This window comes from Acinetobacter sp. 3657 (assembly GCF_031456775.1).
Lineage (GTDB): Bacteria > Pseudomonadota > Gammaproteobacteria > Pseudomonadales > Moraxellaceae > Acinetobacter.
In genome coordinates this window covers 32,142-57,651 of record NZ_JAVDVH010000012.1, presented here as the reverse complement: position 1 = coordinate 57,651, position 25,510 = coordinate 32,142, and the positions used below count along the sequence as shown (strand labels likewise).

Here is a 25,510-nt window from a genome sequence, read left to right as displayed (position 1 = left end):
ATTGAGTTGAATATGGGGTGATAAAGTTGCTTGCATTTTCATTGTTACTTTTTGAGTGCGCCATAATGATCAGTTCCATTGCAGTTTAGTTGCACTATTTAGTTCATCCTTTTTTAAAAACCCAAAGCATGATCGGGTTCTAGATTTTATATCTAATTAAATAATTGTTATTTATGGTGTTTATTATATTTTTTTAAGTGCTCTAAGCTTGGCATAGCATTTGCAAATTACCCCGTGATGCAATTTAAAACTTAAATCAATTGAATGTCTAAATCATGGGGGAGATCAATATGATGAAATTTGCATGTAAAGCTGTTGCTTTGGGGATGATAGCTGCAACTTCAACTTGGGTGATGGCGGAAGATAGTACTTTGCCATTTCCGGGTGCACTTTCAGGAAATATAAGTGTTGTATCCAGTTATAACTTACGCGGAATGACCAATTCACCTGAAAGTGATACACCTGCAATTCAGGGTGGGCTTGACTATAGCCATGACAGTGGATTTTATTTGGGTTATTGGTTTTCAACATTGACTGCGGCCTATGCTGATTTTAATACATCACCGACTTATGTACCCAAAGAGAAAAAATCATTCGAAAATGACTTTTATGCTGGCTATAAAGGCAAAATCACCGATGACTTGGGTTATCAAATTGGGGCAACAGTTTATTACTATTATCCGGGTTGGGAATCAACAGGCTACGAAACGATTGTGGGTTTAACGTATAAAGATTTAACAGTGACAGCCCAAACGCTTTTGAATAACGTGACTTTTGGTAATAAAGGGGACACCTACTTTTTAGCAACTTATGCACCAAAACTTGCAGGTGGGTTCACTGGTAAAGCGCAAGTTGCAGCGTATTATTATGGTGATGATGATGAATATTTAACTTATCAAGCCAAAGCGGGCGATGTCACTAAAACTGATTTTGCTTTCCGCCACGCAACTTTAGGTGTATCACATCCGTTAGCTGAAACAGGTGCAACTTGGAGTTTAGATTATATTTTTGGTGGCTACACGCGCGATGAAGCTAAGCAGAAAAATAAAGTGGTTTTAGCGTTGGGCTATGCTTTTTAATCATAATAACAATCAAAAGCGACCTATATGGTCGCTTTTTTTTAAGCGTGATTGCCTCGATAAGACAATGCCTCAGTGAGATGAGTACTCGTGATCATGTCACTTTCAGCTAAATCTGCAATTGTGCGAGCAACACGCAATACTCGATGATAGGCTCGAGCGGAAAGATTGAGACGTTGTTGTGCCATTTCAATGATTCTTGCAGAGCTATCATCTAAAAGTGCATATTGTTCTAATAACTTCGGAGAAAGCGCTTGATTTAAGCACTGTTGTCGCTGAATCTGCTTTTCATACGCAGTGATGACACGTTGGCGTACAATTTCAGAGTTTTCAGTGGGTGTTCGATCTTGCAATTCTTGTGCTTGCAAAGGTGGCACATCTATGTGGAGGTCAATACGGTCTAATAATGGTCCTGAAATACGATTTTGATAACGTTGAATACTTTCAGGCGAACATTGGCAACGGCTGTCTTGATTAAAAGCATAACCACAAGGGCAGGGATTCATTGCCGCGATAAATTGAAAGTTGGCTGGGAAGGTCATTTGTCTTGCCGCTCGTGAGATCACAATTTCTTTAGACTCAAGTGGTTGTCGTAATACTTCCAGCACTTTACGATCAAACTCAGGAAGTTCATCTAAAAATAATACGCCTAGATGCGCCAGTGTGATTTCGCCGGGTTTGGGTTGTGAGCCACCACCGACCAATGCAATTGCGGATGCAGTATGATGCGGTGCTCGAAAGGGACGTTGTCCAAAATGATGTTGGGCATTTGCAACCGAATAGATGCTCGCAACTTCTAAGTTTTCCTGAGCATTGAGTGGCGGCAAGATCGAGGGCAACCTTGATGCAAGTAAGGTTTTTCCAGTGCCAGGTGGGCCTTTAAACAGTAAAGAATGTCCCCCTGCCGCTGCGATTTCGAGGGCACGACGTGGGCGTAACTGACCTTTAACATCTGCCAGATCAAATTGATAGCCAGATAATGCCGCATTTTTTTGCTTAGGTGCTGCTGTTATTTGTGAATTGCCCGAAAAGTGTGCACAAACCTCTTGTAAGTGATTTGCTGCATAAACATCAAAATTTGGAAGTTGATTGGCTTCATCTAGATTTGCCGTGGGAAGCAACAAGCGGTGTTGACTCTGTTGGCATGCCATTGCGATCGTCAGCGCTCCTGAGATTGGACGCAAATGTCCATCTAGTGCAAGTTCTCCAATAAACTCAAAGCCCTCTGTACTATTTTCAGGGAGTTGACCAGAAGCGATTAGGATTCCTAAGGCGATGGGTAAGTCTAGTCGTGAGCCATTTTTAGGAAGATCCGCAGGTGCAAGGTTAATGGTTAAGCGTTTGGTTGGAAACAAAAATCCACTGTTAATAATTGCAGAGCGAACCCGATCTTTACTTTCTCTCACTGCGGCTTCAGGCAAGCCGACAATGGTGAGAGAGGGTAGCCCTGAACTGATGTGGACTTCAACTTCGATTTGAGGGGCATGTAGCCCCAATAAACCCCTTGTATAAATTTTGGCGAAAGACATTTTATTGTTGTTCCATTGTGGTGCTTTATTTTTAGTCATTTTACGGTGCTGTCTGCACCGTGTTGGTGCTTATTTTTTGTTCTGTACGATTTCTTCAAGGGATTTCATCTGTTGTTGTAGCTCAGTGAGGCGTTGGTTAGCTAAATTCAAGGCTGTTCTTTGACGATCGAGCTCTTGCTTCGAAACGAGGTCTAACTTTTCGATACTTTCATTGAGTAAAGCACGTAAATTTTTTTCTAAGTCTTTTTTGGGTTGATCGACTTGCTGCAAAATAGCCTGTAAAAGAGTTTCAATCATAAAGTGCTCAATCGTTTATGTGTATTTGTTGCTCAGTGTATCATTGCTTGCGGCAATCCTCTAGCGCTGTTCAAAACAGCTTGATGAGTGACTGCAAGATTCAGTTAAATCTTGGTAAATAGAACTTATTTTCGATTGAGGATCTACATCTCTAAGCGTAAATAGGTTATAAAGAAAACTGATGTCCAGTATTTGAAACCCCCTAACCTTCCAATATTGGCATGAAAATTGAACATAAAACCTTACTGGTGAAAATAAGCCGAAGGAAAACACACATGAAGCTTGTAACTGCAATTGTAAAACCATTCAAATTAGATGATGTTCGTGAAGCACTCTCTGATATTGGTGTTCAAGGGATTACCGTAACTGAAGTCAAAGGTTTCGGGCGTCAAAAGGGACATACTGAACTGTACCGTGGTGCAGAGTATGTCGTTGATTTCTTACCGAAAGTAAAAATTGAAATTGCGATTAGCGATGAAATGGTAGATGCAGTGATTGAATCTATTACGCGTGTCGCAAGTACAGGAAAAATCGGTGATGGGAAAATCTTTGTCACTAATCTAGAACAAGTCATCCGTATTCGTACTGGTGAGACTGGACCAGATGCTGTCTAAATTGGCATAAAGTTTGCTGAGTTAGAAATTAAGAGACACAGCTCACAAAATGAGGTTGGGGGACACGAATGAAAAAAATGCTTATGGCGCTTAGTCTATCTGGCGCACTCTTAGGTGGTTCAGCCGTTGTTTGGGCTGAAGAAGCTGCTTCTACACCAATGACTGAACAAACTGTAGCAGTAACTGAAACAGTATCAACGACTGTTGCGGCAGAATTGCCAGCAGTTGCGGAAGTCGAACCTGAAGCAGAAGCAACACTCGATACAGGTGATACCGCTTGGATCCTTGTTTCAACAGCACTGGTTCTGTTGATGACGATTCCTGGTTTGGCTTTATTCTACGGCGGTATGGTCCGCAAGAAAAACGTACTCAGTACCATGGCGCATAGTTTTGTTGCTGCGGCAGTGGTGAGTATTGCTTGGGTTGTCATTGGCTATAGTTTGGCTTTTGGCGAAGGAAACGCCTTTATCGGTAGTCTTGATAAGATCATGTTGTCAGGTATTGGTACTGATACATTGAGTGGCTCTATTCCTGAAATTCTATTTGTCATATTCCAAATGACCTTTGCGATTATTACAGTTGCTATTATTAGTGGTTCAATCGCAGAGCGTATGAAATTTGGTGCTTTTGTTGCCTTTGTTGCGATTTGGGTTGTTGTCGTTTACGCACCAATTACTCACTGGGTATGGGGCGGCGGCTGGTTAGGTAATGACGGTGCGTTAGATTTTGCTGGTGGTACTGTTGTTCATATTAACTCAGGTGTTGCAGGTTTGGTTGCAGCGTATATGCTCGGCAAACGTATGGGCCTTGGTCGCGAATCAATGGCGCCGCATAACCTTGCTTTAACTGTTGTTGGTGCAAGTTTACTTTGGGTGGGTTGGTTTGGTTTCAACGGTGGTTCTGCGTTGGGTGCCAACGGTTCTGCATCGTATGCAATCGTGGTTACTCAAGTTGCAGCAGCTGCAGCGGCACTGTCTTGGTTAGTGGTTGAGAAAGTTGTCCGTGGTAAAGCCTCTGTTCTTGGTGGTGCATCAGGTGCGGTTGCTGGTTTAGTGGTGATTACGCCTGCGGCTGGTTTTGTGACTGTTGGTGGCGCATTAATCATGGGTCTCATCGGTGGTGTGGTATGTTTCTGGGGTATTACGGCGCTTAAACGTTTACTCAAAGCAGATGACTCTTTAGATGCATTTGGTTTACATGGTGTTGGTGGTATCGTTGGTGCGATCTTGACAGCAGTGTTTGCGAGTGAATTTATTATGGGTGATGCCGCACCTGCAAATATGATGGCGCAATTATGGGTGCAAGTTGAAGGTGTACTCGCAACGATCGCATATAGTGCAGTGATGACCTTTATTATCTTGAAAGTGATTGATCTAGCGATTGGTATTCGTGTCAGCAATGATGACGAACGTATGGGTCTCGATCTAAGTCAACATGGCGAACGTGTTGAATAATCGGATGTAAAATATAATTCGATAAAACGAACAGCCTTGTGCTCCTGCACAAGGCTGTTTTTTTGTGTGGTGATGGCTAGTTCAGCAAATGAAGAAACTTTGCTACACTTAGCCAAAGTGAGTAAATAATTGCACAACTATGCATTGTCCATTTTGTAACGCTGCTGATAGTAAAGTCATCGACTCCCGTTTGGCTGCCGAAGGCTGTCAAATTCGCCGTCGTCGTGAATGTACGATTTGTGGTGAACGCTTCACCACCTTTGAAAGTTATGAAGTGGTGATGCCACGCGTGATTAAATCCGATGGTAAAAGTGAACCGTTTGATGAAGCGAAATTACGTCGATCACTCATGCATGCTTTGCAGAAACGTCCTGTGACGCAAGAGCAAATCGAAACGGTGCTCAGTGATATTCAGTTGCAGATTCGTCGTTTAGGCGAACGTGATGTCAAATCAAGAATGATTGGTGAAATCGTGATGCAGGCATTATTTGCATTGGATCATGTCGCTTATGTTCGATTTGCCTCGGTTTATCAAGATTTCCAAGATGTAGAAGCATTTCGTCATCAGATTGAGCAAATGCAACAACGTGAAAATGAAGCCTAAATTAGAGAAATCATGTCTGAGCTAAACCAAGATCAAACGTTTCAAGATCAAGCTTTTCAGGATCAGTATTGGATACAACGAGCAATTGATTTAGCTCGACTTGGACAATATTCAACTAAGCCCAATCCAAATGTGGGCTGTGTCATTGTAAAAGATGGTCAATTGATTGGAGAGGGCTATCATCCCAAAGCAGGACAACCACATGCAGAGGTTTTCGCCTTAGCGCAAGCGGGTGAACATGCCAAAGATGCAACCGCTTATGTGACTTTAGAACCTTGTGCACACTACGGTAGAACCCCACCTTGTGCAGAGGCACTGGTCAAGGCACAAGTCAAAAAAGTAGTGGTGGCATGCTCTGATCCAAATCCGTTGGTGGCAGGCAAGGGTGTTCAAATTTTACAAAATGCAGGCATTGAGGTTGAAACAGGGGTCTGTGCTGAAGTTGCGAAAACTTTAAATTTGGGTTTTCTAAAAGCAATGTCAACAGGTTTACCCTATGTGCGTTTGAAAATTGCTTCAAGCCTCGATGGACGTACTGCAATGGCATCGGGTGAGTCGAAGTGGATTACAGGAACAGCCGCGCGACAAGATGTACAGCATTGGCGTGCGATTTCAGGGGCAGTGATTACTGGGATTCAAACGGTTTTGGCAGATGATTGCGAACTGAATGTTCGTGCATTAGCAGGTGTTGACCTTACAACGGTTGTTCAACCGAAACGAATTGTGCTCGATCGACAAGGACAGTTACCTCTCAGCGCCAAGATCTTACAGAATCCTGAAACAGTGATGGTAATGACCCCATTTCGTCAAGAACTTGCCGATTTAGGCGTGATACAATTGGCGCCGCAACCTTTAAATCAGTTATTGCAAACCTTATCTCAACAGTATCAAATTTATGATGTATTGGTTGAGGCAGGTGCGACTTTATCGACTGCCTTTTTACAACAAGGTTTGGTTGATGAAATGATTAGTTATGTTGCACCAACTTTACTTGGTCAATCTGCTCGATCAATGTTCAATGCTGAATTGAGCGAAATGGCAGAGCAACTTCGTTTTGAATTGGTCGATGTAACCCAACTTGGGCAAGATATTCGCCTAAGATTGCTCCCTACCCAAGAGATGATATGAATCCTGAAGCATCGGTTTATCACAAACGTCGCCATGCGGCGCGTACCACTGACGAATATCTTTTTCATCAGCTCGTACCTTATCTGGGTAATAAGCGCCGGCTCCTTCATCTGATTTTAGAAGCGCTTGAGATTACGGGAACACTGAATAGTAAGAAAAAGAATCCACCGATTTTTGCTGATTTTTTTGCGGGCAGTGGTGTGGTTTCTCGTTTGGCTCGCCAAAATGGTTATCGTGTGATTGCCAACGATTGGGAACCTTATAGCCATGCCTTAAATCACGCGATTTTGGCATGTACCGATGCGCCGGCATTTAAAGAATTAGGTGGCTATCAAAAAGCGATTGATATTTTAAATCGACTGCCTGAAGTGAAAGGCTGGGTAACGCATAATTTATGTCCTCGCAATGATGATATCTATGATCCTGCCCGTGATCGACTGTTTTTTAAGCGTCGTAATGGGATGAAGATTGATGCGATTCGTCAGCAAATTGCAACTTGGCAAGCGCAAGGTGCGATTAATGATGTAGAAATGAGTGCTTTACTTGCACCATTACTGTATTCGGCCAGTTTTGTTAGTAACACCAGTGGCGTATTTAAAAGCTTCCATCAGGGTTGGGGTGGTAAAACGCAGACAGCATTGGAACGGATTGAGTCATTATTGTGGTTAACACCAAGTCGTTTTTGTGAAATTGGTGAGAGTAAACGACCTGCCGCAGAAGTGTGGTGTGTCGATGCACAGCATTTAGCCAATCAAATGAGTGGCTTTGAAGTGGATGTCGCGTATCTTGACCCGCCGTATAACCAACATGCCTATAGCAGTAATTATCATGTTTTAAATGCCCTGACCTTGTGGGATCAAAACGACTTACCCTCACCAGATACCAAAGGTTTTAAAAGCGGTATTGATCGGGCATGGCGTAAAGAGCGTCCGAGTTCTTATAACTCGTCTAAACATGCTCAAAATGCCTATGAAAAGCTATTGGAAACCATCAATGCGCGTTATATCTTGACCAGTTATTCGACTGATGGAAATATTGAGCCGAAAGATTTACTGACCGCCAATTTAAAGCGCGGAAAAGTCACGTTGTTGACTCAAGACGTACCGCGTTATCGCGTCAGTAAGCAGCGACAGTCTGAACGAGCACGGGTGCTTGAGTTTATTGTGATCACCGATACCCATGCAAAATCAGGTCCGCCATTGCGACAGTTATTGGGTCAGCTCTACCACTTTGCTGAATTGGGTGGTGTGGATACCTCAGGGAACAGCACTCAACTTGCACTTTGGTAAGGTCAAACAAACACCACTTTATAAACAAAGTGGTGTTTTTATATGTAGATGTGCTGTGATCGGTAAATATAATCAATTAAATCGTATTTTTAGATAAGTGGCTGTTTTTATGATCATTATCTTCTATTTTTTGGTTGTATTTTGACTGAGCAGAATTTTCGTCAGAATTTCTTTACTTCGATTTTTATTTAAAATAACCATAAAATACATGGGTATATGAGAAATTAACCTCTACTCTTAAATCCACTTCATTGCATTTTTAAAACTTAAATAAATTTTACTATTCGGTTAAAAAAATATTGACCTAATATCAAAATAAATATAATTTTCCGGGCTCATTTAGGGTCTTATCGATGAGAAGCGATAGCCAAGAGAGGTTGTTATGAGTCGCTCGGAACCCACTTTGTTGGGACAATGTATCGCTGAGTTTTTTGCTACTGCGGTTTTTTTATCATTCGGTATCGGTGTAGTTGCTGCACTCAAGCTAACAGGTGCAGGGTTTGGCCAGTGGGAAATTAGTGTGGTCTGGGGTTTGGCGGTTGCCTTGGCGGTCTATCTTTCAGCAGGCATCTCTGGCGCACATCTCAATCCAGCAGTCACTATCGCATTGGCATTATTTGCAGGCTTTGATAAAAGAAAAGTGCCTTTCTATATCATTGCACAAGTTGCAGGTGCTGCGGTTGGGGCATTACTGGTCTACGGACTTTACAGTAATTTATTTATCGATTATGAACAAAGCCATAACATGGTCCGAGGCAGTGTTGAAAGTTTAGAATTGGCGGGAATTTTCTCGACTTATCCGCATCATTTGCTTTCAATGGGGCAAGCGTTTTTGGTCGAGATGTTTATTACCATGCTGCTATTGTGGTTGATTATGGCAATAGGTGATGATCAAAATGGCTTGCCGCGTGGTGCTTTAGCGCCATTATTGGTAGGTTTATTGGTTGCAGTGATTGGTGCTTCTTTTGGTCCGTTAACAGGTTTTGCTATGAATCCTGCCCGTGACTTTGGCCCTAAAATCGTTGCTTATTTCTCAGGTTGGGGACCTGTTGCCTTTACTGGCGGTCGTGACATTGCTTACTTTATTGTTCCGATGACTGCACCGATTGTTGGGGCTTGCTTGGGTGTACTTGGCTATAAGTTATTCTTTAGCCATTTTTTAGTGAGTGATCAAGTCGAAGTGCCAACCACGGTTGAAAAGCAAATCTCGGACATGTAAGCGTAATAAAAAGAAGGCACTGAAATAAGAGCAGGGTGATCAGATGATCGCCCTTTTTGATTTGGCGGCATTTGCGTCAGCGTCGCTTGTTATCTCAAGTTCTTTGCATTAAGGTATCTTGATTCGCTGAGACTCGTACTTGAATGAAGGTAGGTTAAAAGTCACATGTTTACAGGCATTATTGAAAGTTTAGGCAAAGTTGAAAGTCTACAAAGTGTAGGTGGTGATGTTCGTCTACGAATTCAAACTGATTTGGATATGTCGGATGTGCATTTAGGAGATTCTATAGCCACTAACGGTATCTGTTTGACGGTGATCGAGTGGGGCGAGAACTGGTATGCAGCCGATGTTTCCCGTGAAAGCTTAAATCGTACCACCCTAGGTCAATGGAAAGTAGGGCAAGCAGTCAATGTGGAAAAAGCCATGTTACCCACTACACGTTTTGGTGGGCATATCGTCAGTGGGCATGTCGATGGCTTGGGTGAAATTACCGTCTTTCGTCAAGATGCGCGCTCATTGTATTTTGAGGTGACGGCACCAGTTGAGTTGGCCAAATATCTAGCAGAAAAAGGTTCAGTGACGGTAGATGGCATTAGTCTGACCATTAATCACCTACGTGGCAATATTCTTAGCTTGAATTTGATTCCACATACCGTTGAACGTACCAATATCGGTTCTTGGCAAGTTGGTACTAAAGTAAATTTGGAAGTGGATGTGTTGGCGCGTTATATCGAGCGTTTATTATTGGGTGATAAAGCTGCCGAGCAAAAACCTGAATCTAAACTCAGTATGTCTTTTTTAGCTGAAAATGGTTTTTTGAAATAAGATTTTAGGTAAGGAAAAGCCCAGATCGACTGGGCTTTTTTGTCTTTATTTTTCCTTAGAAAATTCACTATTTTTCAGTATATATTCAATTTCATCTTGAGCGAGCGAATGCAGTTTGGCTCGAAATACCGTCACTGCTTGTTCGATCAAACTTTCTGCTTCTAATTCAAGTCGAACCCGAACACTTTCTAGCTCAGATAAAATTTGATGATCCTCAATGACAAGCTGTTGCCCCGAAGCATAGTCAATGCTCGGTTGTTCAGGGTTACTTTGATAGCGCTCAGTTTGTTGCGCAATCTCTTGATCAATATGATTGCGCAATGCAACGAGATTCTCAGTTTGTTGAGCAAATTGCTGTGCTTCATCTGCTTGTAGCTGTGCTGCATACGCAGCTTCAGCAGCACGTTTTTCGGCGAGGGCCTTTTCTAGTGCTTGTTGTTTACGAATGCGGGCTTGTTCGATCAACTCTGCTTTGAGATCAGCATAGGCCTTTTCGATGCGTTGCTGAGAACGTTGTGCCGCGTGCTCCTCATGTTGTGTCCAAGTTTGAATCAGGGTTTGTGGCAACAGTAGATCACAGATACGTGCTAAATCTTCCTGATAAGTCTGACGGACAGTTTCAGGGGTATTTAACCAACGTTTCTTAAAGTCCTGACCAACATTTAATGCCACAAGACACTCCTCAAATGATGTTATTGCATGCAGATTTATAATTTAAATGTTCGGGCTTCAATACCTAAACGCCGATACTGTTTAAATTTTTCTCGCCCAATCTGTTTCGCGGTTTCATTATTTTCAATAATCTCGATAATGTGGCGAAAATCTTGATTGAGTTCAAGTGCATGATTGTTAAAATTAAACACGATCCAATCATTGGATGGCGGTAATTGCTCTGAAATACAGACCGCATTATTCGGTTGATGAATGCCGTGAGGAATGAAGCTAAGCGGATCGAAAGTCCATAGTTTTTCATCTAGCTCAGTTTGGAGCGCTAAATCAGGACAATACCACCAAATATGCGGATGCTGATTTAGAATCTTTCGACATAAACGGCAAGCACTTTCGACTTGCCGTTCTGCACTTTTTTCAAAGAGGTAAAAGCTTATTTGGGTCATGTTTTTAGCTATTCGTTTCAACACGATTTGCTAAGAACTGCATCAATAATGGCACTGGACGACCGGTTGCACCCTTAGCTGCACCTGATAGCCATGCTGTTCCCGCAACATCAAGGTGCGCCCAACGGTATTCACGTGTGAATCGCTCAAGGAAACACGCTGCAGTAATTGCACCACCATACGGTCCACCGATATTCGCTATGTCGGCAAAAGGCGAGTCGAGCAATTCCTGATATTCTTCCATCACTGGCATACGCCATACGCGGTCAAGCGACTGTTCGCCTGCATGTTGTAAGTCTTGTGCAAGTTCGTCATCTGGCGTGAATAAACCACTGACCACTTTACCCAGTGCGACCACACATGCACCTGTTAATGTTGCAATATCAATCACGAGTGCAGGATTGAAACGTTTGATATAGGTTAATGTATCACAAAGAACCAAACGACCTTCTGCATCGGTATTTAAGATTTCAATGGTCTGACCACTCATACTGGTGACGATGTCACCAGGACGTGTCGCACGACCTGAAGGCATGTTCTCAGCTGCTGCGATCGCACCAACCACATGAATTGGCAATCGTGCTTCACAGAGTGCCTGCATTGTACCCAAAACGGAGGCTGCACCGCACATATCGAATTTCATTTCGTCCATGCCTAAGCCCGGCTTTAGTGAAATACCACCTGTATCAAAAGTCACCCCTTTACCGACTAAAACGACAGGTGCTTGTTCGAGTTGGGTGTTGTATTCAAGGGTAATGATTCGTCCTTCACGATCAGAACCTTTGCTGACGGCTAAAAAGGCATTCATGCCTAAGTCTGCCATTTGTTGTTCGTTTAGCACATTCACGGTGAGTAGATCAGGGTATTGTGCAGCGAGGGCCAGTGCTTGATCAGCGAGATATTCAGGGAAACAGATGTTGCCCGGACGGTTGCCTAAGTCACGGGCATAGTTTTGTCCAGATTGAACGGCATGAATCACATTCAATTGTTGATCATTTAATGGACTTTGATCGGCTACAAGCTGAATGCTTTCTAAGACAAATTCATTTTTCTTAGATTTGAATTCATCGTAAGCATAAGCTGCTTGAGTTAAATTTAAAGCGAACAACTGATGTAAATCAGCAGGTAGCGCTGACAGATCTACAGTGATTTGTTTAAATTTATTTTGTGATGATTTGATAATCGTTTGTGCGAGTTTTGCTAATTTTATCGCTTTTAACTCAGTCGTTTTTCCAAGACCTAACAATTGAGTGTTATTTTGAGCAGTAACTTGAGCAATTAACGGCAGGTTTTCGTTAAAGCCAGCTTTGAATTGTGTGGCAGTAAGTATCTCTTCTAGCTGATTGATTTTATAGCTGTTTAGCTGTTGTTGTAATTGTTCAGAATCAACCAAAATCCACAAAGATTCACTTGGCGTTTGCGCTGGGAATGCGCGATGAAGGGTAAATTTCATTGTTTGTATAGAACCTAATGGACAAAAAATAAAGTGAATCCCATTAAACACTTTCAGATATGAGGTTGCAATCCGCAACACGCGATAGGTTTTATATTTTTAACATTCGGGTAAACTAGCATTACCCCTCGATTGGTCTATTTTTGGAAGCATTACTTTGATTATTCGGCGTTACCTCGTCAAACAAGTGGTGTCCACTTCACTGGTTGTGACTGCCTTACTTACTTTAATTATTATGGGTGGTCAGCTCATCAAGATATTTGGACGAGCTGCACAAGGACGTTTGGATGCTGGAGTTCTACTCAGCATTATTGCCTATCGTTTGCCAGAATTCTTAACTTTGATTTTGCCATTGGGCTTTTTTATTGGTCTGATGTTGGTCTTTGGTCGGCTCTATGTCGATCATGAAATGGCGGTGCTCAATGGCAGCGGGGTCAGTCGTAATCAATTGACAAAACTATTGCTACCCATGACTTTCGCCTTTTTGATTGTGCAAGCGATATTGATGTGTTGGGGGGCATCTGCGGGCATCAGTGGCTATCAAAACCTGATGCAGACGCAAGCGGTGCGCGCAGGTTTTGATTTGGTGAGGCCAAGAGAGTTTATTTCCTCGGGGTCATATACGATTTATGCGGGGTCGCTGTCAGAAGATCGGAAAAACCTAAAAGATATTTTTTATTATTATAAGTCTGATCGCGAAGATAAACCTGATCAAATGATTCTCGCCAAAGAAGCGACTCGGGTAGAAATGGAAAATGAGACTGCCAGTGTCGTTGATTTAGTTCAAGGTCGACGTTATGAAATCTATCCAAACCAGCCACGATATATCCAAGCTGAGTTTCAATCTTATCGTTTACGCTTAGAAAATGATAAAGATGTAAACTTTGAAAGTGAGGATGTTGAAGCCTTGTCGATGGCGAAATTATGGCAAAAACGTGATGATTTTGTGGTCAGAAGTGAGCTGGGTTGGCGGATTTTTGGTCCATTTGTCATGCTTGTGGCCTTGTTGCTTGCGGTGGCATTATCTGAAGTGAATCCACGTCAAGGACGATATTATCGTTTGATTCCTGCGATTTTTATTTTCGCTAGTTTGATTGTGTTAATGATTGCGATTAAAACTCGGATCAGTAAAGCTGAGTTAGACGTTTGGGCGTATCCAGTGGTATTGCTCATTTACGCAATGGTCGCGGCAATTTTTGCACGGAAACAAAAATTGGCACCCAAAATCAAGAAAAGTATTCAGCGAGTGGGGTTGTAATGTTAGCACGTCGTATCATCGCCAAGCATGTCACAAAAACCACAGTCCTCGCCATGCTGGGTACAACGCTGGTGTTGTCTTTCTTGCAGGTATTATTTACCTATCTCGGTGAATTAGGCGCGCTGAAAGACAGTTATAATGCGTGGCAAGCCTTCCTCTATGTGATGTGGGGTGCGCCGCGTTATCTCTATGAAATTTTACCTGTTGCTGCATTGATTGGGTCGGTTTTGGGGCTAGGGGCATTGGCTTCAAATAGTGAACTCATCGTCATGCGTTCAGCTGGGATCAGCCTTTGGCGGATTGTGGGCTGGGTGATGCGTTCGGCACTGTTGTTGATCGTATTGTCGTTTGTTTTGAGTGAATGGGTGATCCCTTATACCAATGAACAAGCACAAAGCATCAAAAAACAACGGAGTGTTGCTGCTTTAGGCGAGGTCAAAGGCTATTGGTCACGTGAAGGGCAGCGTTTTGTTTATATCGATTATGCCAACGCCCAAGGTCAGCTACGTAATATTCAATCGATTGATTTTGATGAAAACTATCGCTTACAGTCTTTTGTAACTGCTGAACATGGCAACTTTGTCAAAGATGGGCAATGGACCTTAGAACAGGCACATCAAGTTGATTTATTAGCCCAAGGCAATGCCATCAAAACGGACCACGCACAACAAGCTTTGGCTTTGGCGCTACAACCGAAATATGTGCATATGGTGACTTTGGATCCAGAAGATCTCTCTCCAAGTCAGCTGATTAGTTTTATGCGCTATATGGAGGAATACAGCCAAGTGCCAAAAACCTATGAATTAGCGTTTTGGCAGAAAGTCGCATCACCGTTTGCTTTGATTGCGTTAGTGCTGATCGCATGTTCTTTTATTTTTGGTCCATTGCGCCAACAATCAATGGGTTTTCGTTTGGTGATTGCCTTATTTACAGGTCTAGGCTTTTTCTACCTACAAGACTTTATGGGTTATGCGAGCTTGGTCTATGCACCTTCACCTGCTTGGTTTGTATTATTACCGGTGGTGTTGATGTTTAGCATCGGTAGTTATTTATTGTATCGAGCAAGATAAACAATACTTTATTTCCCTGCTGTAGATGGGTGAAAGCCAGCAGCAAGGTCATAGAGAATTTGCTTAAATTTCGGTAAACTATGCCGATCAAATGATAGACACACAGAGAGCCCATTATGACGGATGCAAATGCTGGTAAAATTCCTCACGTTCTTGTAATTATGGATGGTGTAGGACATCGCGAAGCAGTCGAAGATAATGCGTATTTAGCTGCTAAAACGCCAAACCTTACAGCGATGAAAGCTAAGCATCCGAACAGTTTGATTTCTGGTTCAGGTGAAGATGTTGGCCTACCTGATGGTCAAATGGGCAACTCAGAAGTTGGACATATGAATCTTGGTGCTGGACGTGTGTTGTACCAAGATTTTACCCGTATTACCAAAGATATCCGTACGGGTGATTTTTTTGAGCATGAAGTCCTGATTGATGCCGTTGAAAAAGCCAAAGCTGCCAACGGTGCAGTGCATGTGATGGGACTGCTGTCTGAAGGTGGGGTGCATTCACATGAAGACCATATTGTTGCGATGTGTGAACTCGCTTTGAAGCGTGGCGCAACGGTTTATTTACATGCATTTTTAGATGGTCGTGATACGCCACCACGTAGTGCCAAACCATCATTAGAAAAATTAGATGCATTATTCGCTCAATATCCAAATCAAGGTCGTATCGTTTCGATGATTGGACGTTATTTTGCGATGGATCGTGATAACCGTTGGGATCGTGTAGAGCAAGCCTACCGTTTAATGACTGAAGGTGAGTCAACTCGAGTTGCAGCTACCGCAGTTGAAGGTTTGGAACAAGCGTATGCTGAAAATGAAAATGATGAATTCGTTAAAGCAACACGTATTGGTGATGTTGTAAAAGTACAAGATGGCGATAGTTTGGTCTTTATGAATTTCCGTGCTGATCGCGCGCGCGAAATTACCCGTGCTTTTGTTGAAAAAGATTTTGCGGGTTTTACACGTAAAGTTATTCCTCAATTGTCAAAATTTGTCATGCTGACACGCTACCAAGCCAGTATTGATGCACCGATTGCTTATATGCCTGAAGGGTTAAAAAACTCAATTGGGGAATACCTGTCAAGTTTAGGCAAAACCCAATTGCGTATTGCTGAAACTGAAAAATATGCACATGTGACCTTTTTCTTCAGCGGTGGCCGTGAGGATGAGTATGTAGGTGAAAAGCGTATTCTCATTCCATCGCCAAACGTTGCAACCTATGATTTAAAACCAGAAATGAGTGCCTATGAAGTCACGGATGAGTTGGTCAAAGCCATTCACTCTGGTGAGTTTGATCTGTTGGTGGTGAACTATGCCAATGGTGATATGGTTGGACATACGGGGATATTTGACGCTGCGATCAAAGCCGTAGAAACCGTGGATACCTGCTTAGGTCGTGTTTATGATGCGGTGATGGCAAACAAAGGGCATATGTTAATTACTGCTGACCATGGTAATGTAGAGCAAATGCAAGACTATGTTAGTGGACAGGTGCATACCCAGCATACCACTGAGTCAGTTCCATTTATTTATGTCGGTCCTACCCAAGCAACCATTGCTGAAGGTGGTATCTTGGCTGACGTTGCGCCAACTTTACTGCATTTGATGCAGATTCCTGTACCTCCAGAAATGCAAGGTAAGAACTTAATTACTTTACAGTAATCTCCCCCTTAATCGCGCTTTATACAGCGCGATGCTTTAGAAGGTGAACGTATGACTCAACACAACAACATTTATCGAGCACTATGGGCAAGTTTGTTGATGTGTTGGGGCGTTACACTTCATGCTGCTCCTCCTTCTGGATGGGGTGATGATAGTACATCAAGTAGTGCCGAAGTACCGATTGAGTCGATTCAACAATTTGTACAGATTTATGGCATTGTTCGAGATAACTATGTTGATAAAAAATCAGATGATGCTTTATTTCAGCAATCGATTAAAGGTTTGGTGAGTGGCTTAGATAATTATTCTCGTTATTTATCTGCTGAAGAATACCGTCAACTGATTCAATATACCGAAGGTGATCTGGCTTCGGTCGATTTTAATTTAAATTATGATGCGCATACAAAATTGTGGCAGATTCAAGGTCTAAAAACAGGCTCTGATTCGAATAAACTAGGTCTGCGTAATGGGCAGGCGATTGTTAAAATTGATCATCAAGAGTTAAAAAACTTAAATCAAGATCAAGTCCAAGGGTTATTGTATGGTTCGATTGGCAGTACCATACAAATTTTGCCAGAAAGCAATATAAGTACACTGATCTTGGTCAGAAATAAGAAAGTAGAAACAGATATAGAGCCCGTTTTATTACACAATCAAGTCTTAGTCCTTAAAATTAGAGTATTTCAACAAGATACAGCCAATGAAATTAAGCGACTCATCGAAGAATTTGGTTCACAAAAATTAAAGGCTGTGGTGTTAGATCTGCGCAATAATCCCGGTGGTCTACTTTCAGCCGCAGTTGAATCGGCAGATTTATTTTTGGATCAAGGTCTGATCGTCACAACCAAGAGCCGTTCTGAAGGTGATCAGCAATTTCAGGCGTTACCATCGAATGAGTTTCAAAAGCTTAAATTGGGAATATTGATTAATCGACGTTCAGCATCGGCTGCCGAAGTATTTACCGCCGCATTAAAAGATCATAAACGTGCATGGGTGGTCGGAGAAAATAGTTACGGCAAAGGTGTCGTACAAAAACTGTTTCCGTTACCAAGTGGTGCTGCGCTACAAATGACAGTATCGCATTATTACACCCCGAAAGATCAGATGATCGAAGGACAAGGCATTCAGCCGAATCAAAGCTATGCGTTGCAGCCTGAAATGAAAGAAGATTATTATTTAGAGCATATCAGCGAATTAGTGCTGAAAAGTAAACCTTAATGCAATGAAGCCCCTGATTTAGCAGGGGCTTCATTTTTTTAAGAATTATTCATCCTCTTCAGTATCTAAGCCGAACTTTTTTAAACGGTAGCGTAAAGAGCGGAAGGTCATCCCTAATTTCTTAGCGGCTAAGGTCCGATTCCAATGGGTTAAGTTTAGTGCGTTGAGCAGGACTTCTTTCTCAATATTTTCTAAATAACGTTCTAAGCCTTCAGGTGGAAGCTTTTTGGAACTAGTGCTTGGACTGGTTGAATATTGTGCTTGTTCAACATCTTCTTGAGTATAGAGTGATGCTGTCGGCATCGAGATCGGACTGCGCAAAGGTGCGGTCTGTAAGTGTGCGAGGTCAATGCTGTTGTCATCGCTGAGTGTCATTGCGCGTTCGATGATATTACGCAATTCACGGACATTGCCAGGGAAGTATTGCTGTAGCAAGAACTGCTCGGCACGAGTCGATAAGGATTTAGGTGATAAATCCCATTCCTGACTAATTCTCTGGATGAAGTGATTGGCCAATAACAGGATATCTTGTCCGCGTTCACGTAAGGGTGGAAGTACGATATCCATCACATGAATACGGAAAAATAAATCTTGTCTAAATCGACCTTGTTGCACCAGTAGTTCAAGGTCTTGATGGCTGGCACTAATCACTCGGAAATCAACATCAATTTCCTGATCCGAACCGACAGGGCGAATTCTCTTTTCCTGTACTGCACGCAGTAATTTAACTTGCATATTCAACGGCAATTCAGCAATTTCATCTAAAAATAAACTACCGCCGTGCGCAGAAAGAATTAAGCCTTGTTTGTCTTGTGTCGCACCCGTAAAACTGCCTTTTTTATGCCCAAATAACTCGCTCTCCATCAATTCAGTTGGAATCGCACCACAGTTAATCGCGATAAATGGCCCTTCACTACGATTGCTTAAACGATGGACCAGATTTGCAACCACCTCTTTGCCTGTTCCTGATTCACCTGTAATAAACACAGGCGCTTGAGAACGCGCAATTTTCTTTAAAGCGATCCGTAACTGTTGAATTGGCGGCGAGCGCCCGATTAACAGTTTATTTTCTAACGCTGTTTCGGCTGCCTCTTGCTCAGGTTGCGGTCGATTCAAGGCTTTTTGAATCAATTGATCCAAATGCTTTTGATTGACTGGTTTACTGACAAAATCAAATGCACCTGCTTTTAGTGCTGCAATCGCAATGTCCATATTGCCATAAGCTGTAAGTACAGCGATGGGTGTGTTGGGATGGTTCTGAGTGACGTGTTTGACTAAATCTAAACCGTTGCCATCTGGGAGGTTCAAATCTGTTAGACAAGCATCATACTGAAACTCAGTGAAAAACTTTTTTGCTTGCTCAATCCGATAAGCGAGATGTGTCTTGATGCCCATTCGTGCAAGTGTCATTTGCATTAAGAGACACAAGTCCTCTTCATCGTCTACAAGCAAGACGAGTGGTTGTTTAGTTGTCATTCCCCGAAAAACCTAATTTAATCAATTAATTATTGAGCACTCAATCCTGAAGCATGCTCCTTGTTGTCGCTCTACATAAGTGAGCTTTGCATGATTTGCCTCACAAAATGTATGAGACAGATACAATCCTAAACCAGTTCCATTAATTTCGGTACTAAAAAATGGTTTAAACAGTTGAGAAAGGTCACGTTTCGCAACACCCGTACCAAAATCGATGACATCAATGCGTGTTCGGCCCTCATTGCGCTGAACTTCGATCGCAATATAAGGGGCATCTGAGGCATTATGGCGCAATGCATTTCGAATTAAATTAATCAGCACTTGGCGTAATTGTTTGTCATCAAATAGAACTTTGACATCTTCAGGAATATTGAGCTGAATCATGTGCTTGACGTCAGCTAAGTCTTCATTGCATAGACTTTCAAAGAATGTGGTCAGCTCAATCGTTTGAGGCTCTGTTGGCTTGTTACGTGCCATCGCCAAAGTGTCTTGCACAATGCAGTCAATCCGTTTGGCTTGTTTGCTAATCATACGAGACAGCATTTCTTGTTGATGCTCATCGCTGGCTTTGAATAATTCATTTGCTTGTACGATCGCGGCCAAAGGATTGCGAATCTCATGGGCGATGCTGGCCGAGAGTTGACCTAGCGCAGCTAATTTTAATTGTTGTACTTGTTGCGTGAGCTTCTGCGCATCTTTTAATACCAACAACACCAATGCTTGTTCAGGAACGATTAAATGTTTCACCCGAACATTGACGGTATATAGGCTCTGTTGTGACTCAAATGTAAATTCTTCACCATCTTCTAAGTCACTAAACTTAATCAGTTCAAAGAGATCGGGTTGCCACTTAATAAGGGGCGTTTTTTCAGTTGAGACAGGCACGTGGATGCCCAATAAGGCGTTGGCAGCGGGATTGGTCAATACGATATGATTGCTTTCATCGAGCACCAAATAGCCGTCTTCAATTTGTTCCAGAATATAGCGGTTAATATTTTGAAGTTGATGAATTTCAATCGATTGATGAAAGGTCAATGCTTCTAAAAGATTAAAACGTTGTACTGCAATACGCCCAATCGCAAACACCACGAAAAACAAAAATGCCAGCAGCAGACTATTGCCTAAATGATTTAAGTTGTTGTAATCAAGAAAGTTACCAATGAAGCGCTGGTAAATCACCATGATGACAGCAAAAAGCGTAATAATCAGGGAAAGTCGGGCATCCAATAAGATCGCAGATGAAAAAATAATAATGACGTAGAGCAAGCTGAGTTGCAGATTGGGGCCACCAGTCGAAAAGGTGATGATACTTAAGCAGACCACATCAATGATGAAGATCAAGATCAGCTGCTTACTGATTTGTGATGGAACCAATCTTAGAAATAAAAGCTGACCGATATTGAGCGTGACATAAGCAATCAGCGTATAGAAATATAAAGACGGGTAAATGTAATTGTTGGCCAGTTGCTCGGCGGTCAATAGGTAAATGAGCAATAAGCTGACGGAAATAATCAGACGATATCCGCTATACCAAGCGCCTAGTTGGTAAATGGTTTGTGACACTGAGGATGCAATTTTTCCCAACATAGGCGATTCACAAGGGTTTTAAGGTTTAATCAGTCCATAACGAATCGCAAGATGGGTGAGTTTGACATCACTATCAATTGCCAGTTTTTCAAAAATACGATAACGATAGGTATTTACGGTCTTCACACTGACAAATAACTTGTCAGCGATTTCTTGGGCGCTAATACAGTTGACCACCATCATCGCCACTTGCATTTCACGTTCAGACAGCGCATCAAAAGGGGATTGCTGCGTATCAGAAAGATAAGAACTGGCCAGTTGCTCAGCGATGTCAGCACTGAAATATTTACCACCCAGCATCACTTTGTTAATCGCACGAACCATTTCCGCAATCGGTGCACCTTTGGTGATATATCCTTTGGCGCCTGCTTTGAGTAAAAGGGAAGGGTAAGGTTCTTCTGCTAGACCACTTACGGCGATAACTTTGGTATCCGGAGCACTTTGTAACAAGCGTCGTGTGGTTTCTACACCACCAATCCCCGGCATGTTTACATCCAGAAGCACAACCTGAGGGTGTTTTTGGCGAACAATAGCGATCGCGTCTTCTCCAGATTCGGCCTGTCCAATGACCTCAACTTCTGGGTGGTCTTCTAACATACGACAAATACCAGTACGTACGAGTTCATGATCATCAACAACGAGAACAGTGATCAAGAAGACCTCCTTTTATTAAAAAATTGGTTTTTTGTTACATAAAGCAAAATTAGCTTGCAATGAAATGACAAAATTAGCAATGCTATTCTTCATTTTAAGAGAATAGTTGTACACAATTGTGTCTATAAAAGCTTTACCCAATATGCTCAAATGTAAGGCATAATGATAGTAAGCGCAAATGTGCAGCATCCTGAGTTGAGTATTGTGTCGTGAAAAATCCTAAAAAATCCGTCATGCATGTTTTATGCATGTCTATCTTGTTGGCTTGTAGCTCAACAAGTTTTGCTGAGTTAGTTGTCAATAACAATTCAGCGTCTTCGATTGACAATGGTTCAGCTTCATTGAGCTGGTCGGCCAGTGATGTCAATCAATTGATGAATGATGATGAGTCATTGGATATTGGTCCACAAGGCTCTACCTCTGTAACGACGACCTTGCGTAGTGGTGGCTCTGCTACGATTAGCTCGTCAGCAACGCCACAACAAAGCGTTCAGATACGCGATACTTCTGGTTTCAGCAGCCAGCCTTCAGTTAATGCACGTGCTGCATTGGTGATGGATGCGCAAACGGGTGAGGTGCTGTATAGCAAAAATACCAACTCAGCTTTGCCAATCGCGTCAATCACCAAAGTCATGACAGCCGTGGTTACTGCTGATGCTCGATTGAACATGTCTGAAGAAATTACTTTACAGAGCATCGATTTTGCTGGCGCAGGCGGGAAGAACTCGAGTTCCACACTACGCGCAGGCGATAGTATGAATCGAGCAGAATTACTACTATTCGCTTTGATGAAATCAGAAAATCCTGCTGCTGCTGCTTTAGCGCGAACTTATCCAGGTGGGCGTAATGCCTTCTATGCGGCGATGAACAGCAAAGCAAAACAATTGGGAATGACAGCGACACATTATGTCGAGTCCACAGGTTTACATCCGGGCAATGTTTCATCGGCACGTGACTTAGGCATTCTAGTCAGTACAGCATCGCAGTATGGCTTGATTCGTCAGTTTTCAACCACACCGACCTATGATTTTAATTTAGGTTATCGTGTACTGAAGTCAAATAATACCAATGCTTTAGTACGTAATGGTGGTTGGAATATTAATTTGTCTAAAACTGGATATATTAATGAAGCAGGACGCTGTGTGGTCATGCACACTACTGTGAATTCACGTCCAGCGGTTGTGGTGTTATTGGGTGCGCCAAGTACGCAAGCACGTAACAGCGATGCAACCAACTTATTGACTTGGTTAAATACTTTACCAAAACGTGTTTAATTATTATTGAACAAATAAAAAACCAGTTGCATGCAACTGGTTTTTTATTTGTCATGAGACGCGATGGTTACATATTAGAAAGAATCGAATCTTTCACTTGATCCATCGTAGCATCAATCGACAACATCACAGCATCAGCGCATTGCTTGATCGCGGTATCAGGATCTTTTAAGCCATTACCTGTCACCGTACAGACAATCACAGAACCTTCAGCGATTTTACCTGCTTTAAGATCACGGATTGCGCCACCGATCGATGCTGCTGATGCAGGTTCTACAAAGACACCTTCATACATTGAAAGTAAGCGTTGTGCTTCTAGGATTTCAGCATCCGTTAGTTCATCGAACCAACCTTTAGAATCACGTACTACTGCTTTAGCATGGTTCCAACTTTGTGGATTACCAATACGAATCGCAGTTGCAACAGTTTCAGGATGCTCTACAGGTGCGCCACGTAAGAACGGTGCTGCACCAGCAGCCTGATAACCGACCATCGTTGGTAAGCCTTCTGGCTTAGGTCCTGTGAACTGATCTGTAGCCGCATCATAAATCACTTGTTCAAACTGATCAGCAGGTTGATTTGCAACAGCTTCGGTATAGCCCATCCAGTGTGCAGTGATATTACCCGCATTGCCGACAGGCAAGCAGTGATAGTCAGGTGCACGACCCAAAGCTTCTACGATTTCATAAGCAATGGTTTTTTGACCTTGCAAACGATAAGGATTAATTGAGTTTACAATAGTAACAGGTGCTTGATCCGCAACTTCTTTGACCAGACGCATACCATCATCAAAGTTACCGCGGATTTGCATGGTAATCGCACCGTACATCATCGCCTGAGCCATTTTACCCATCGCAATCTTGCCTTCTGGAATCAAGACAAATGCCTTGATGCCTGCACGCGCTGCATAAGCTGCTGCGGCTGCTGAGGTATTCCCTGTAGATGCACAGATGATCGCTTTAGAGCCTTCTTCAACTGCTTTGGTCACCGCCATCGTCATACCACGGTCTTTAAATGAACCTGTTGGATTCAGACCTTCGTATTTCACGTAGATTTCAACGTTTTTACCAATAATACGTGGAATATTCTCGAGTTTAATGAGCGGTGTATTACCTTCACCTAAAGAAATTGCACGCGTAGTTGCAGATACAGGTAAACGGTCACGATAACGATCTACAAGACCAGTATAACGATTGGCATTCGACATGATGGTGTTCCAATATATAGATATTTTAAATCTTTGTTTTCAAAAGGGACTTGACGATGTGCAAGTCCCCCCTTTGAAAAGGGGGATTTAGGGGGATTTAAAAACCTGATTAACTATCGAGCGATTCTAAACGAATTCTGACGATTTCGCCATGAATTGCAGGTAATGCTTGAATTTGTGCAAGCGCTTCATCCATTTTTGATTCAACAATTGGATCAGTTAAGATCACGATTGGGATCAAATCTTTTAGACGAGATTGTTGCATGATGGCATCAATACTAATACCTGTACGGCTTAAAATCGCGGTGACATCAGCCAGTACGCCTGTCTGATCTTCGGCATTTAGACGGATGTAGTATCCAGTCGTCATTTCTTCACGGCTTAAAATCGGCATGTCGGCTAAGGCTTCAAATGCCAATTGCGGAATGGTCCCCGCACCATCTTCGGTATACGAGATGTCACGAACAATATCAATCACATCAGCTACGACAGCAGAAGCCGTTGGACTTGCACCAGCGCCAGCACCGTAATAAAGCGTTGGACCGACGGCATGCGCTTGTACCAACACTGCATTTTTAACGCCGTTTACATTGGCTATCAACTGTTCAGCAGGGATCAAGGTTGGATGTACACGAAGTTCAATACCGTTGGCTGCGCGGCGAGCAATACCTAAATGCTTGATACGGAAACCAAGTTCTTCGGCATATTTCACATCCTGCGCGGTGATTTTGCTGATCCCTTCGGTATACACCTTGTTAAATTGTAATGGGATACCAAAAGCACAAGAGGCCAAAATCGTAAGCTTGTGTGCTGCATCAATTCCTTCAACATCGAAGGTTGGGTCAGCTTCAGCATAACCAAGTTGTTGTGCTTCAGCCAAGACATCTGCAAATGCACGACCTTTTTCGCGCATTTCGGTGAGGATAAAGTTGCCTGTACCGTTGATAATCCCTGCGAGCCATTGGATATGGTTGGCAGCAAGACCTTCACGGATCACTTTAATAATCGGAATACCACCAGCAACGGCTGCTTCATAGGCGATTTGGACCGCATTATCTTCAGCAGCTTTAAACAGTTCATTGCCATGTTCAGCAAGTAAAGCTTTGTTTGCTGTGACGACTTGCTTGCCATGTTTAATGGCTTCCATAATCAGTTCATAAGCAGGATGAATCCCACCCATGACTTCCACAACGACATCAACATCAGGTTGACGTACAATTTCCATCAAATCAGCGCTTTGCTGAATCCCTGCGAGTTGTAGATCTGGACGTGGACGGCGGGTGCCTACGTGTGTAATTTGAATTTCTCGACCAGTACGGCGTTTAATTTCAGCAGCATTTTCTTGTAGTAATTTAAGGGCTCCACCACCAACAGTACCAAGACCGAGTATCGCCAGACGAACTGGTTTCACGTCACACTCCATTTTATTCAATCATTTTAATGAAGCTTGATCATAGCTAAAAAAATGCAGCGAAACTAGGGCTAAGATCATCTTTAAT

23 protein-coding genes are annotated in these 25,510 nt (G+C 42.6%); 13 read left to right on the top strand and 10 right to left on the bottom strand.

Annotated features, from left to right (window positions below; translation table 11 throughout):
- Positions 1–290 precede the first annotated feature (290 nt).
- Positions 291–1,079: a TorF family putative porin gene (locus J2Y37_RS12720; RefSeq protein WP_005194652.1), complete on the top strand. Its 789-nt coding sequence runs from the start codon at positions 291–293 to the stop codon at positions 1,077–1,079.
- Positions 1,080–1,120: 41 nt separating this feature from the next.
- Here J2Y37_RS12720 and J2Y37_RS12715 read toward each other — a convergent pair whose 3' ends face one another.
- A complete protein-coding gene (locus J2Y37_RS12715) occupies positions 1,121–2,608 on the bottom strand; it encodes a YifB family Mg chelatase-like AAA ATPase (protein ID WP_004668181.1) in 1,488 nt (495 codons plus the stop codon).
- A gap of 69 nt (positions 2,609–2,677) precedes the next feature.
- Positions 2,678–2,905 (bottom strand): accessory factor UbiK family protein, encoded by a 228-nt coding sequence (locus J2Y37_RS12710; protein WP_130162885.1) that lies wholly within the window; start codon positions 2,903–2,905, stop codon positions 2,678–2,680.
- Between the two features lie 275 nt (positions 2,906–3,180).
- Between J2Y37_RS12710 and glnK the strand changes: the two genes are divergently transcribed.
- The 7 genes from glnK (at position 3,181) to J2Y37_RS12675 (ending at position 10,038) form a co-directional block, all read left to right on the top strand.
- The gene (gene glnK, locus J2Y37_RS12705; protein WP_000780326.1) at positions 3,181–3,519 is read left to right on the top strand and encodes a P-II family nitrogen regulator; all 339 of its coding nucleotides are present in this window, start codon (positions 3,181–3,183) and stop codon (positions 3,517–3,519) included.
- Positions 3,520–3,587: 68 nt separating this feature from the next.
- Positions 3,588–4,973 (top strand): ammonium transporter, encoded by a 1,386-nt coding sequence (locus tag J2Y37_RS12700; protein WP_005194657.1) that lies wholly within the window; start codon positions 3,588–3,590, stop codon positions 4,971–4,973.
- Positions 4,974–5,112: 139 nt separating this feature from the next.
- Positions 5,113–5,577: a transcriptional regulator NrdR gene (nrdR, locus tag J2Y37_RS12695; RefSeq protein ID WP_004668188.1), complete on the top strand. Its 465-nt coding sequence runs from the start codon at positions 5,113–5,115 to the stop codon at positions 5,575–5,577.
- Between the two features lie 12 nt (positions 5,578–5,589).
- Entirely contained in the window at positions 5,590–6,705 is a 1,116-nt protein-coding gene (gene ribD, locus J2Y37_RS12690) for a bifunctional diaminohydroxyphosphoribosylaminopyrimidine deaminase/5-amino-6-(5-phosphoribosylamino)uracil reductase RibD (RefSeq protein ID WP_349033041.1), read from the top strand.
- Positions 6,702–7,994, top strand: a complete 1,293-nt coding sequence (locus J2Y37_RS12685) for a DNA adenine methylase (protein WP_004668195.1) — start codon at positions 6,702–6,704, stop codon at positions 7,992–7,994. The genes ribD and J2Y37_RS12685 overlap by 4 nt, the downstream gene beginning before the upstream one ends.
- Positions 7,995–8,376: 382 nt before the next feature.
- Positions 8,377–9,213 carry an MIP/aquaporin family protein gene (locus J2Y37_RS12680; protein ID WP_241323674.1) on the top strand — a complete coding sequence of 279 codons (837 nt, stop codon included), beginning with the start codon at positions 8,377–8,379 and terminating at the stop codon, positions 9,211–9,213.
- A 165-nt stretch (positions 9,214–9,378) separates the two neighbouring features.
- Positions 9,379–10,038 (top strand): riboflavin synthase, encoded by a 660-nt coding sequence (locus J2Y37_RS12675; RefSeq protein WP_121930607.1) that lies wholly within the window; start codon positions 9,379–9,381, stop codon positions 10,036–10,038.
- A gap of 45 nt (positions 10,039–10,083) precedes the next feature.
- Here J2Y37_RS12675 and J2Y37_RS12670 read toward each other — a convergent pair whose 3' ends face one another.
- From J2Y37_RS12670 to J2Y37_RS12660, 3 genes are read right to left on the bottom strand one after another with little or no spacing between them, the layout of a single operon-like run.
- Positions 10,084–10,710 carry a hypothetical protein gene (locus J2Y37_RS12670; RefSeq protein WP_349033040.1) on the bottom strand — a complete coding sequence of 209 codons (627 nt, stop codon included), beginning with the start codon at positions 10,708–10,710 and terminating at the stop codon, positions 10,084–10,086.
- 35 nt (positions 10,711–10,745) lie between these two features.
- Complete coding sequence (locus tag J2Y37_RS12665; RefSeq protein WP_005194665.1) at positions 10,746–11,153, bottom strand: DNA polymerase III subunit chi; 408 nt, start codon at positions 11,151–11,153, stop codon at positions 10,746–10,748.
- 4 nt (positions 11,154–11,157) lie between these two features.
- Positions 11,158–12,606, bottom strand: a complete 1,449-nt coding sequence (locus tag J2Y37_RS12660) for a leucyl aminopeptidase (protein WP_349033039.1) — start codon at positions 12,604–12,606, stop codon at positions 11,158–11,160.
- 157 nt (positions 12,607–12,763) lie between these two features.
- Between J2Y37_RS12660 and lptF the strand changes: the two genes are divergently transcribed.
- The 4 genes from lptF (at position 12,764) to J2Y37_RS12640 (ending at position 17,813) form a co-directional block, all read left to right on the top strand.
- On the top strand, positions 12,764–13,864 hold the full coding sequence (gene lptF / locus J2Y37_RS12655; RefSeq protein ID WP_349033038.1) for an LPS export ABC transporter permease LptF: 1,101 nt from the start codon (positions 12,764–12,766) through the stop codon (positions 13,862–13,864).
- Entirely contained in the window at positions 13,864–14,934 is a 1,071-nt protein-coding gene (gene lptG / locus J2Y37_RS12650; RefSeq protein WP_241323670.1) for an LPS export ABC transporter permease LptG, read from the top strand. Before lptF ends, lptG begins: the two co-directional genes overlap by 1 nt.
- Positions 14,935–15,050: 116 nt before the next feature.
- Entirely contained in the window at positions 15,051–16,595 is a 1,545-nt protein-coding gene (gene gpmI, locus J2Y37_RS12645; RefSeq protein WP_349033037.1) for a 2,3-bisphosphoglycerate-independent phosphoglycerate mutase, read from the top strand.
- Positions 16,596–16,646: 51 nt separating this feature from the next.
- A complete protein-coding gene (locus J2Y37_RS12640; RefSeq protein WP_349033036.1) occupies positions 16,647–17,813 on the top strand; it encodes a S41 family peptidase in 1,167 nt (388 codons plus the stop codon).
- Between the two features lie 45 nt (positions 17,814–17,858).
- Here J2Y37_RS12640 and J2Y37_RS12635 read toward each other — a convergent pair whose 3' ends face one another.
- The 3 genes from J2Y37_RS12635 to J2Y37_RS12625 are packed head-to-tail and all read right to left on the bottom strand — an operon-like array spanning position 17,859 to position 21,530.
- The gene (locus J2Y37_RS12635) at positions 17,859–19,289 is read right to left on the bottom strand and encodes a sigma-54 dependent transcriptional regulator (protein ID WP_005194681.1); all 1,431 of its coding nucleotides are present in this window, start codon (positions 19,287–19,289) and stop codon (positions 17,859–17,861) included.
- Positions 19,290–19,310: 21 nt separating this feature from the next.
- Positions 19,311–20,876: a PAS domain-containing sensor histidine kinase gene (locus tag J2Y37_RS12630; RefSeq protein ID WP_349033035.1), complete on the bottom strand. Its 1,566-nt coding sequence runs from the start codon at positions 20,874–20,876 to the stop codon at positions 19,311–19,313.
- Between the two features lie 18 nt (positions 20,877–20,894).
- Positions 20,895–21,530: a response regulator gene (locus J2Y37_RS12625; protein WP_004668213.1), complete on the bottom strand. Its 636-nt coding sequence runs from the start codon at positions 21,528–21,530 to the stop codon at positions 20,895–20,897.
- Positions 21,531–21,739: 209 nt separating this feature from the next.
- On the opposite strand from J2Y37_RS12625, the gene pbpG reads away from it, so the two are divergent.
- Complete coding sequence (gene pbpG / locus J2Y37_RS12620; protein ID WP_349033034.1) at positions 21,740–22,804, top strand: D-alanyl-D-alanine endopeptidase PBP7/8; 1,065 nt, start codon at positions 21,740–21,742, stop codon at positions 22,802–22,804.
- A 67-nt stretch (positions 22,805–22,871) separates the two neighbouring features.
- Here the strand turns inward: pbpG and thrC are convergent, their stop codons facing one another.
- Both thrC and J2Y37_RS12610 read right to left on the bottom strand, forming a co-directional pair.
- On the bottom strand, positions 22,872–24,011 hold the full coding sequence (thrC, locus tag J2Y37_RS12615) for a threonine synthase (protein WP_005194683.1): 1,140 nt from the start codon (positions 24,009–24,011) through the stop codon (positions 22,872–22,874).
- A 109-nt stretch (positions 24,012–24,120) separates the two neighbouring features.
- Entirely contained in the window at positions 24,121–25,422 is a 1,302-nt protein-coding gene (locus J2Y37_RS12610; protein WP_004668219.1) for a homoserine dehydrogenase, read from the bottom strand.
- Positions 25,423–25,510: the final 88 nt, after the last annotated feature.

What these genes read in the sequence shown, in the direction of transcription:
- glnK (WP_000780326.1), top strand. Translation starts at nt 3,181, where the DNA reads ATGAAGCTTGTAACTGCAATTGTAAAACCATTCAAATTAGATGATGTT.
- J2Y37_RS12675 (WP_121930607.1), top strand. Translation starts at nt 9,379, where the DNA reads ATGTTTACAGGCATTATTGAAAGTTTAGGCAAAGTTGAAAGTCTACAA.
- nrdR (WP_004668188.1), top strand. Translation starts at nt 5,113, where the DNA reads ATGCATTGTCCATTTTGTAACGCTGCTGATAGTAAAGTCATCGACTCC.
- gpmI (WP_349033037.1), top strand. Translation starts at nt 15,051, where the DNA reads ATGACGGATGCAAATGCTGGTAAAATTCCTCACGTTCTTGTAATTATG.
- J2Y37_RS12635 (WP_005194681.1), bottom strand. Translation starts at nt 19,289, where the DNA reads ATGACAACTAAACAACCACTCGTCTTGCTTGTAGACGATGAAGAGGAC.
- J2Y37_RS12630 (WP_349033035.1), bottom strand. Translation starts at nt 20,876, where the DNA reads ATGTTGGGAAAAATTGCATCCTCAGTGTCACAAACCATTTACCAACTA.
- J2Y37_RS12640 (WP_349033036.1), top strand. Translation starts at nt 16,647, where the DNA reads ATGACTCAACACAACAACATTTATCGAGCACTATGGGCAAGTTTGTTG.
- J2Y37_RS12710 (WP_130162885.1), bottom strand. Translation starts at nt 2,905, where the DNA reads ATGATTGAAACTCTTTTACAGGCTATTTTGCAGCAAGTCGATCAACCC.
- ribD (WP_349033041.1), top strand. Translation starts at nt 5,590, where the DNA reads ATGTCTGAGCTAAACCAAGATCAAACGTTTCAAGATCAAGCTTTTCAG.
- J2Y37_RS12680 (WP_241323674.1), top strand. Translation starts at nt 8,377, where the DNA reads ATGAGTCGCTCGGAACCCACTTTGTTGGGACAATGTATCGCTGAGTTT.
- J2Y37_RS12685 (WP_004668195.1), top strand. Translation starts at nt 6,702, where the DNA reads ATGAATCCTGAAGCATCGGTTTATCACAAACGTCGCCATGCGGCGCGT.
- J2Y37_RS12700 (WP_005194657.1), top strand. Translation starts at nt 3,588, where the DNA reads ATGAAAAAAATGCTTATGGCGCTTAGTCTATCTGGCGCACTCTTAGGT.
- lptG (WP_241323670.1), top strand. Translation starts at nt 13,864, where the DNA reads ATGTTAGCACGTCGTATCATCGCCAAGCATGTCACAAAAACCACAGTC.
- J2Y37_RS12660 (WP_349033039.1), bottom strand. Translation starts at nt 12,606, where the DNA reads ATGAAATTTACCCTTCATCGCGCATTCCCAGCGCAAACGCCAAGTGAA.
- J2Y37_RS12715 (WP_004668181.1), bottom strand. Translation starts at nt 2,608, where the DNA reads ATGTCTTTCGCCAAAATTTATACAAGGGGTTTATTGGGGCTACATGCC.
- J2Y37_RS12665 (WP_005194665.1), bottom strand. Translation starts at nt 11,153, where the DNA reads ATGACCCAAATAAGCTTTTACCTCTTTGAAAAAAGTGCAGAACGGCAA.
- thrC (WP_005194683.1), bottom strand. Translation starts at nt 24,011, where the DNA reads ATGTCGAATGCCAATCGTTATACTGGTCTTGTAGATCGTTATCGTGAC.
- J2Y37_RS12720 (WP_005194652.1), top strand. Translation starts at nt 291, where the DNA reads ATGATGAAATTTGCATGTAAAGCTGTTGCTTTGGGGATGATAGCTGCA.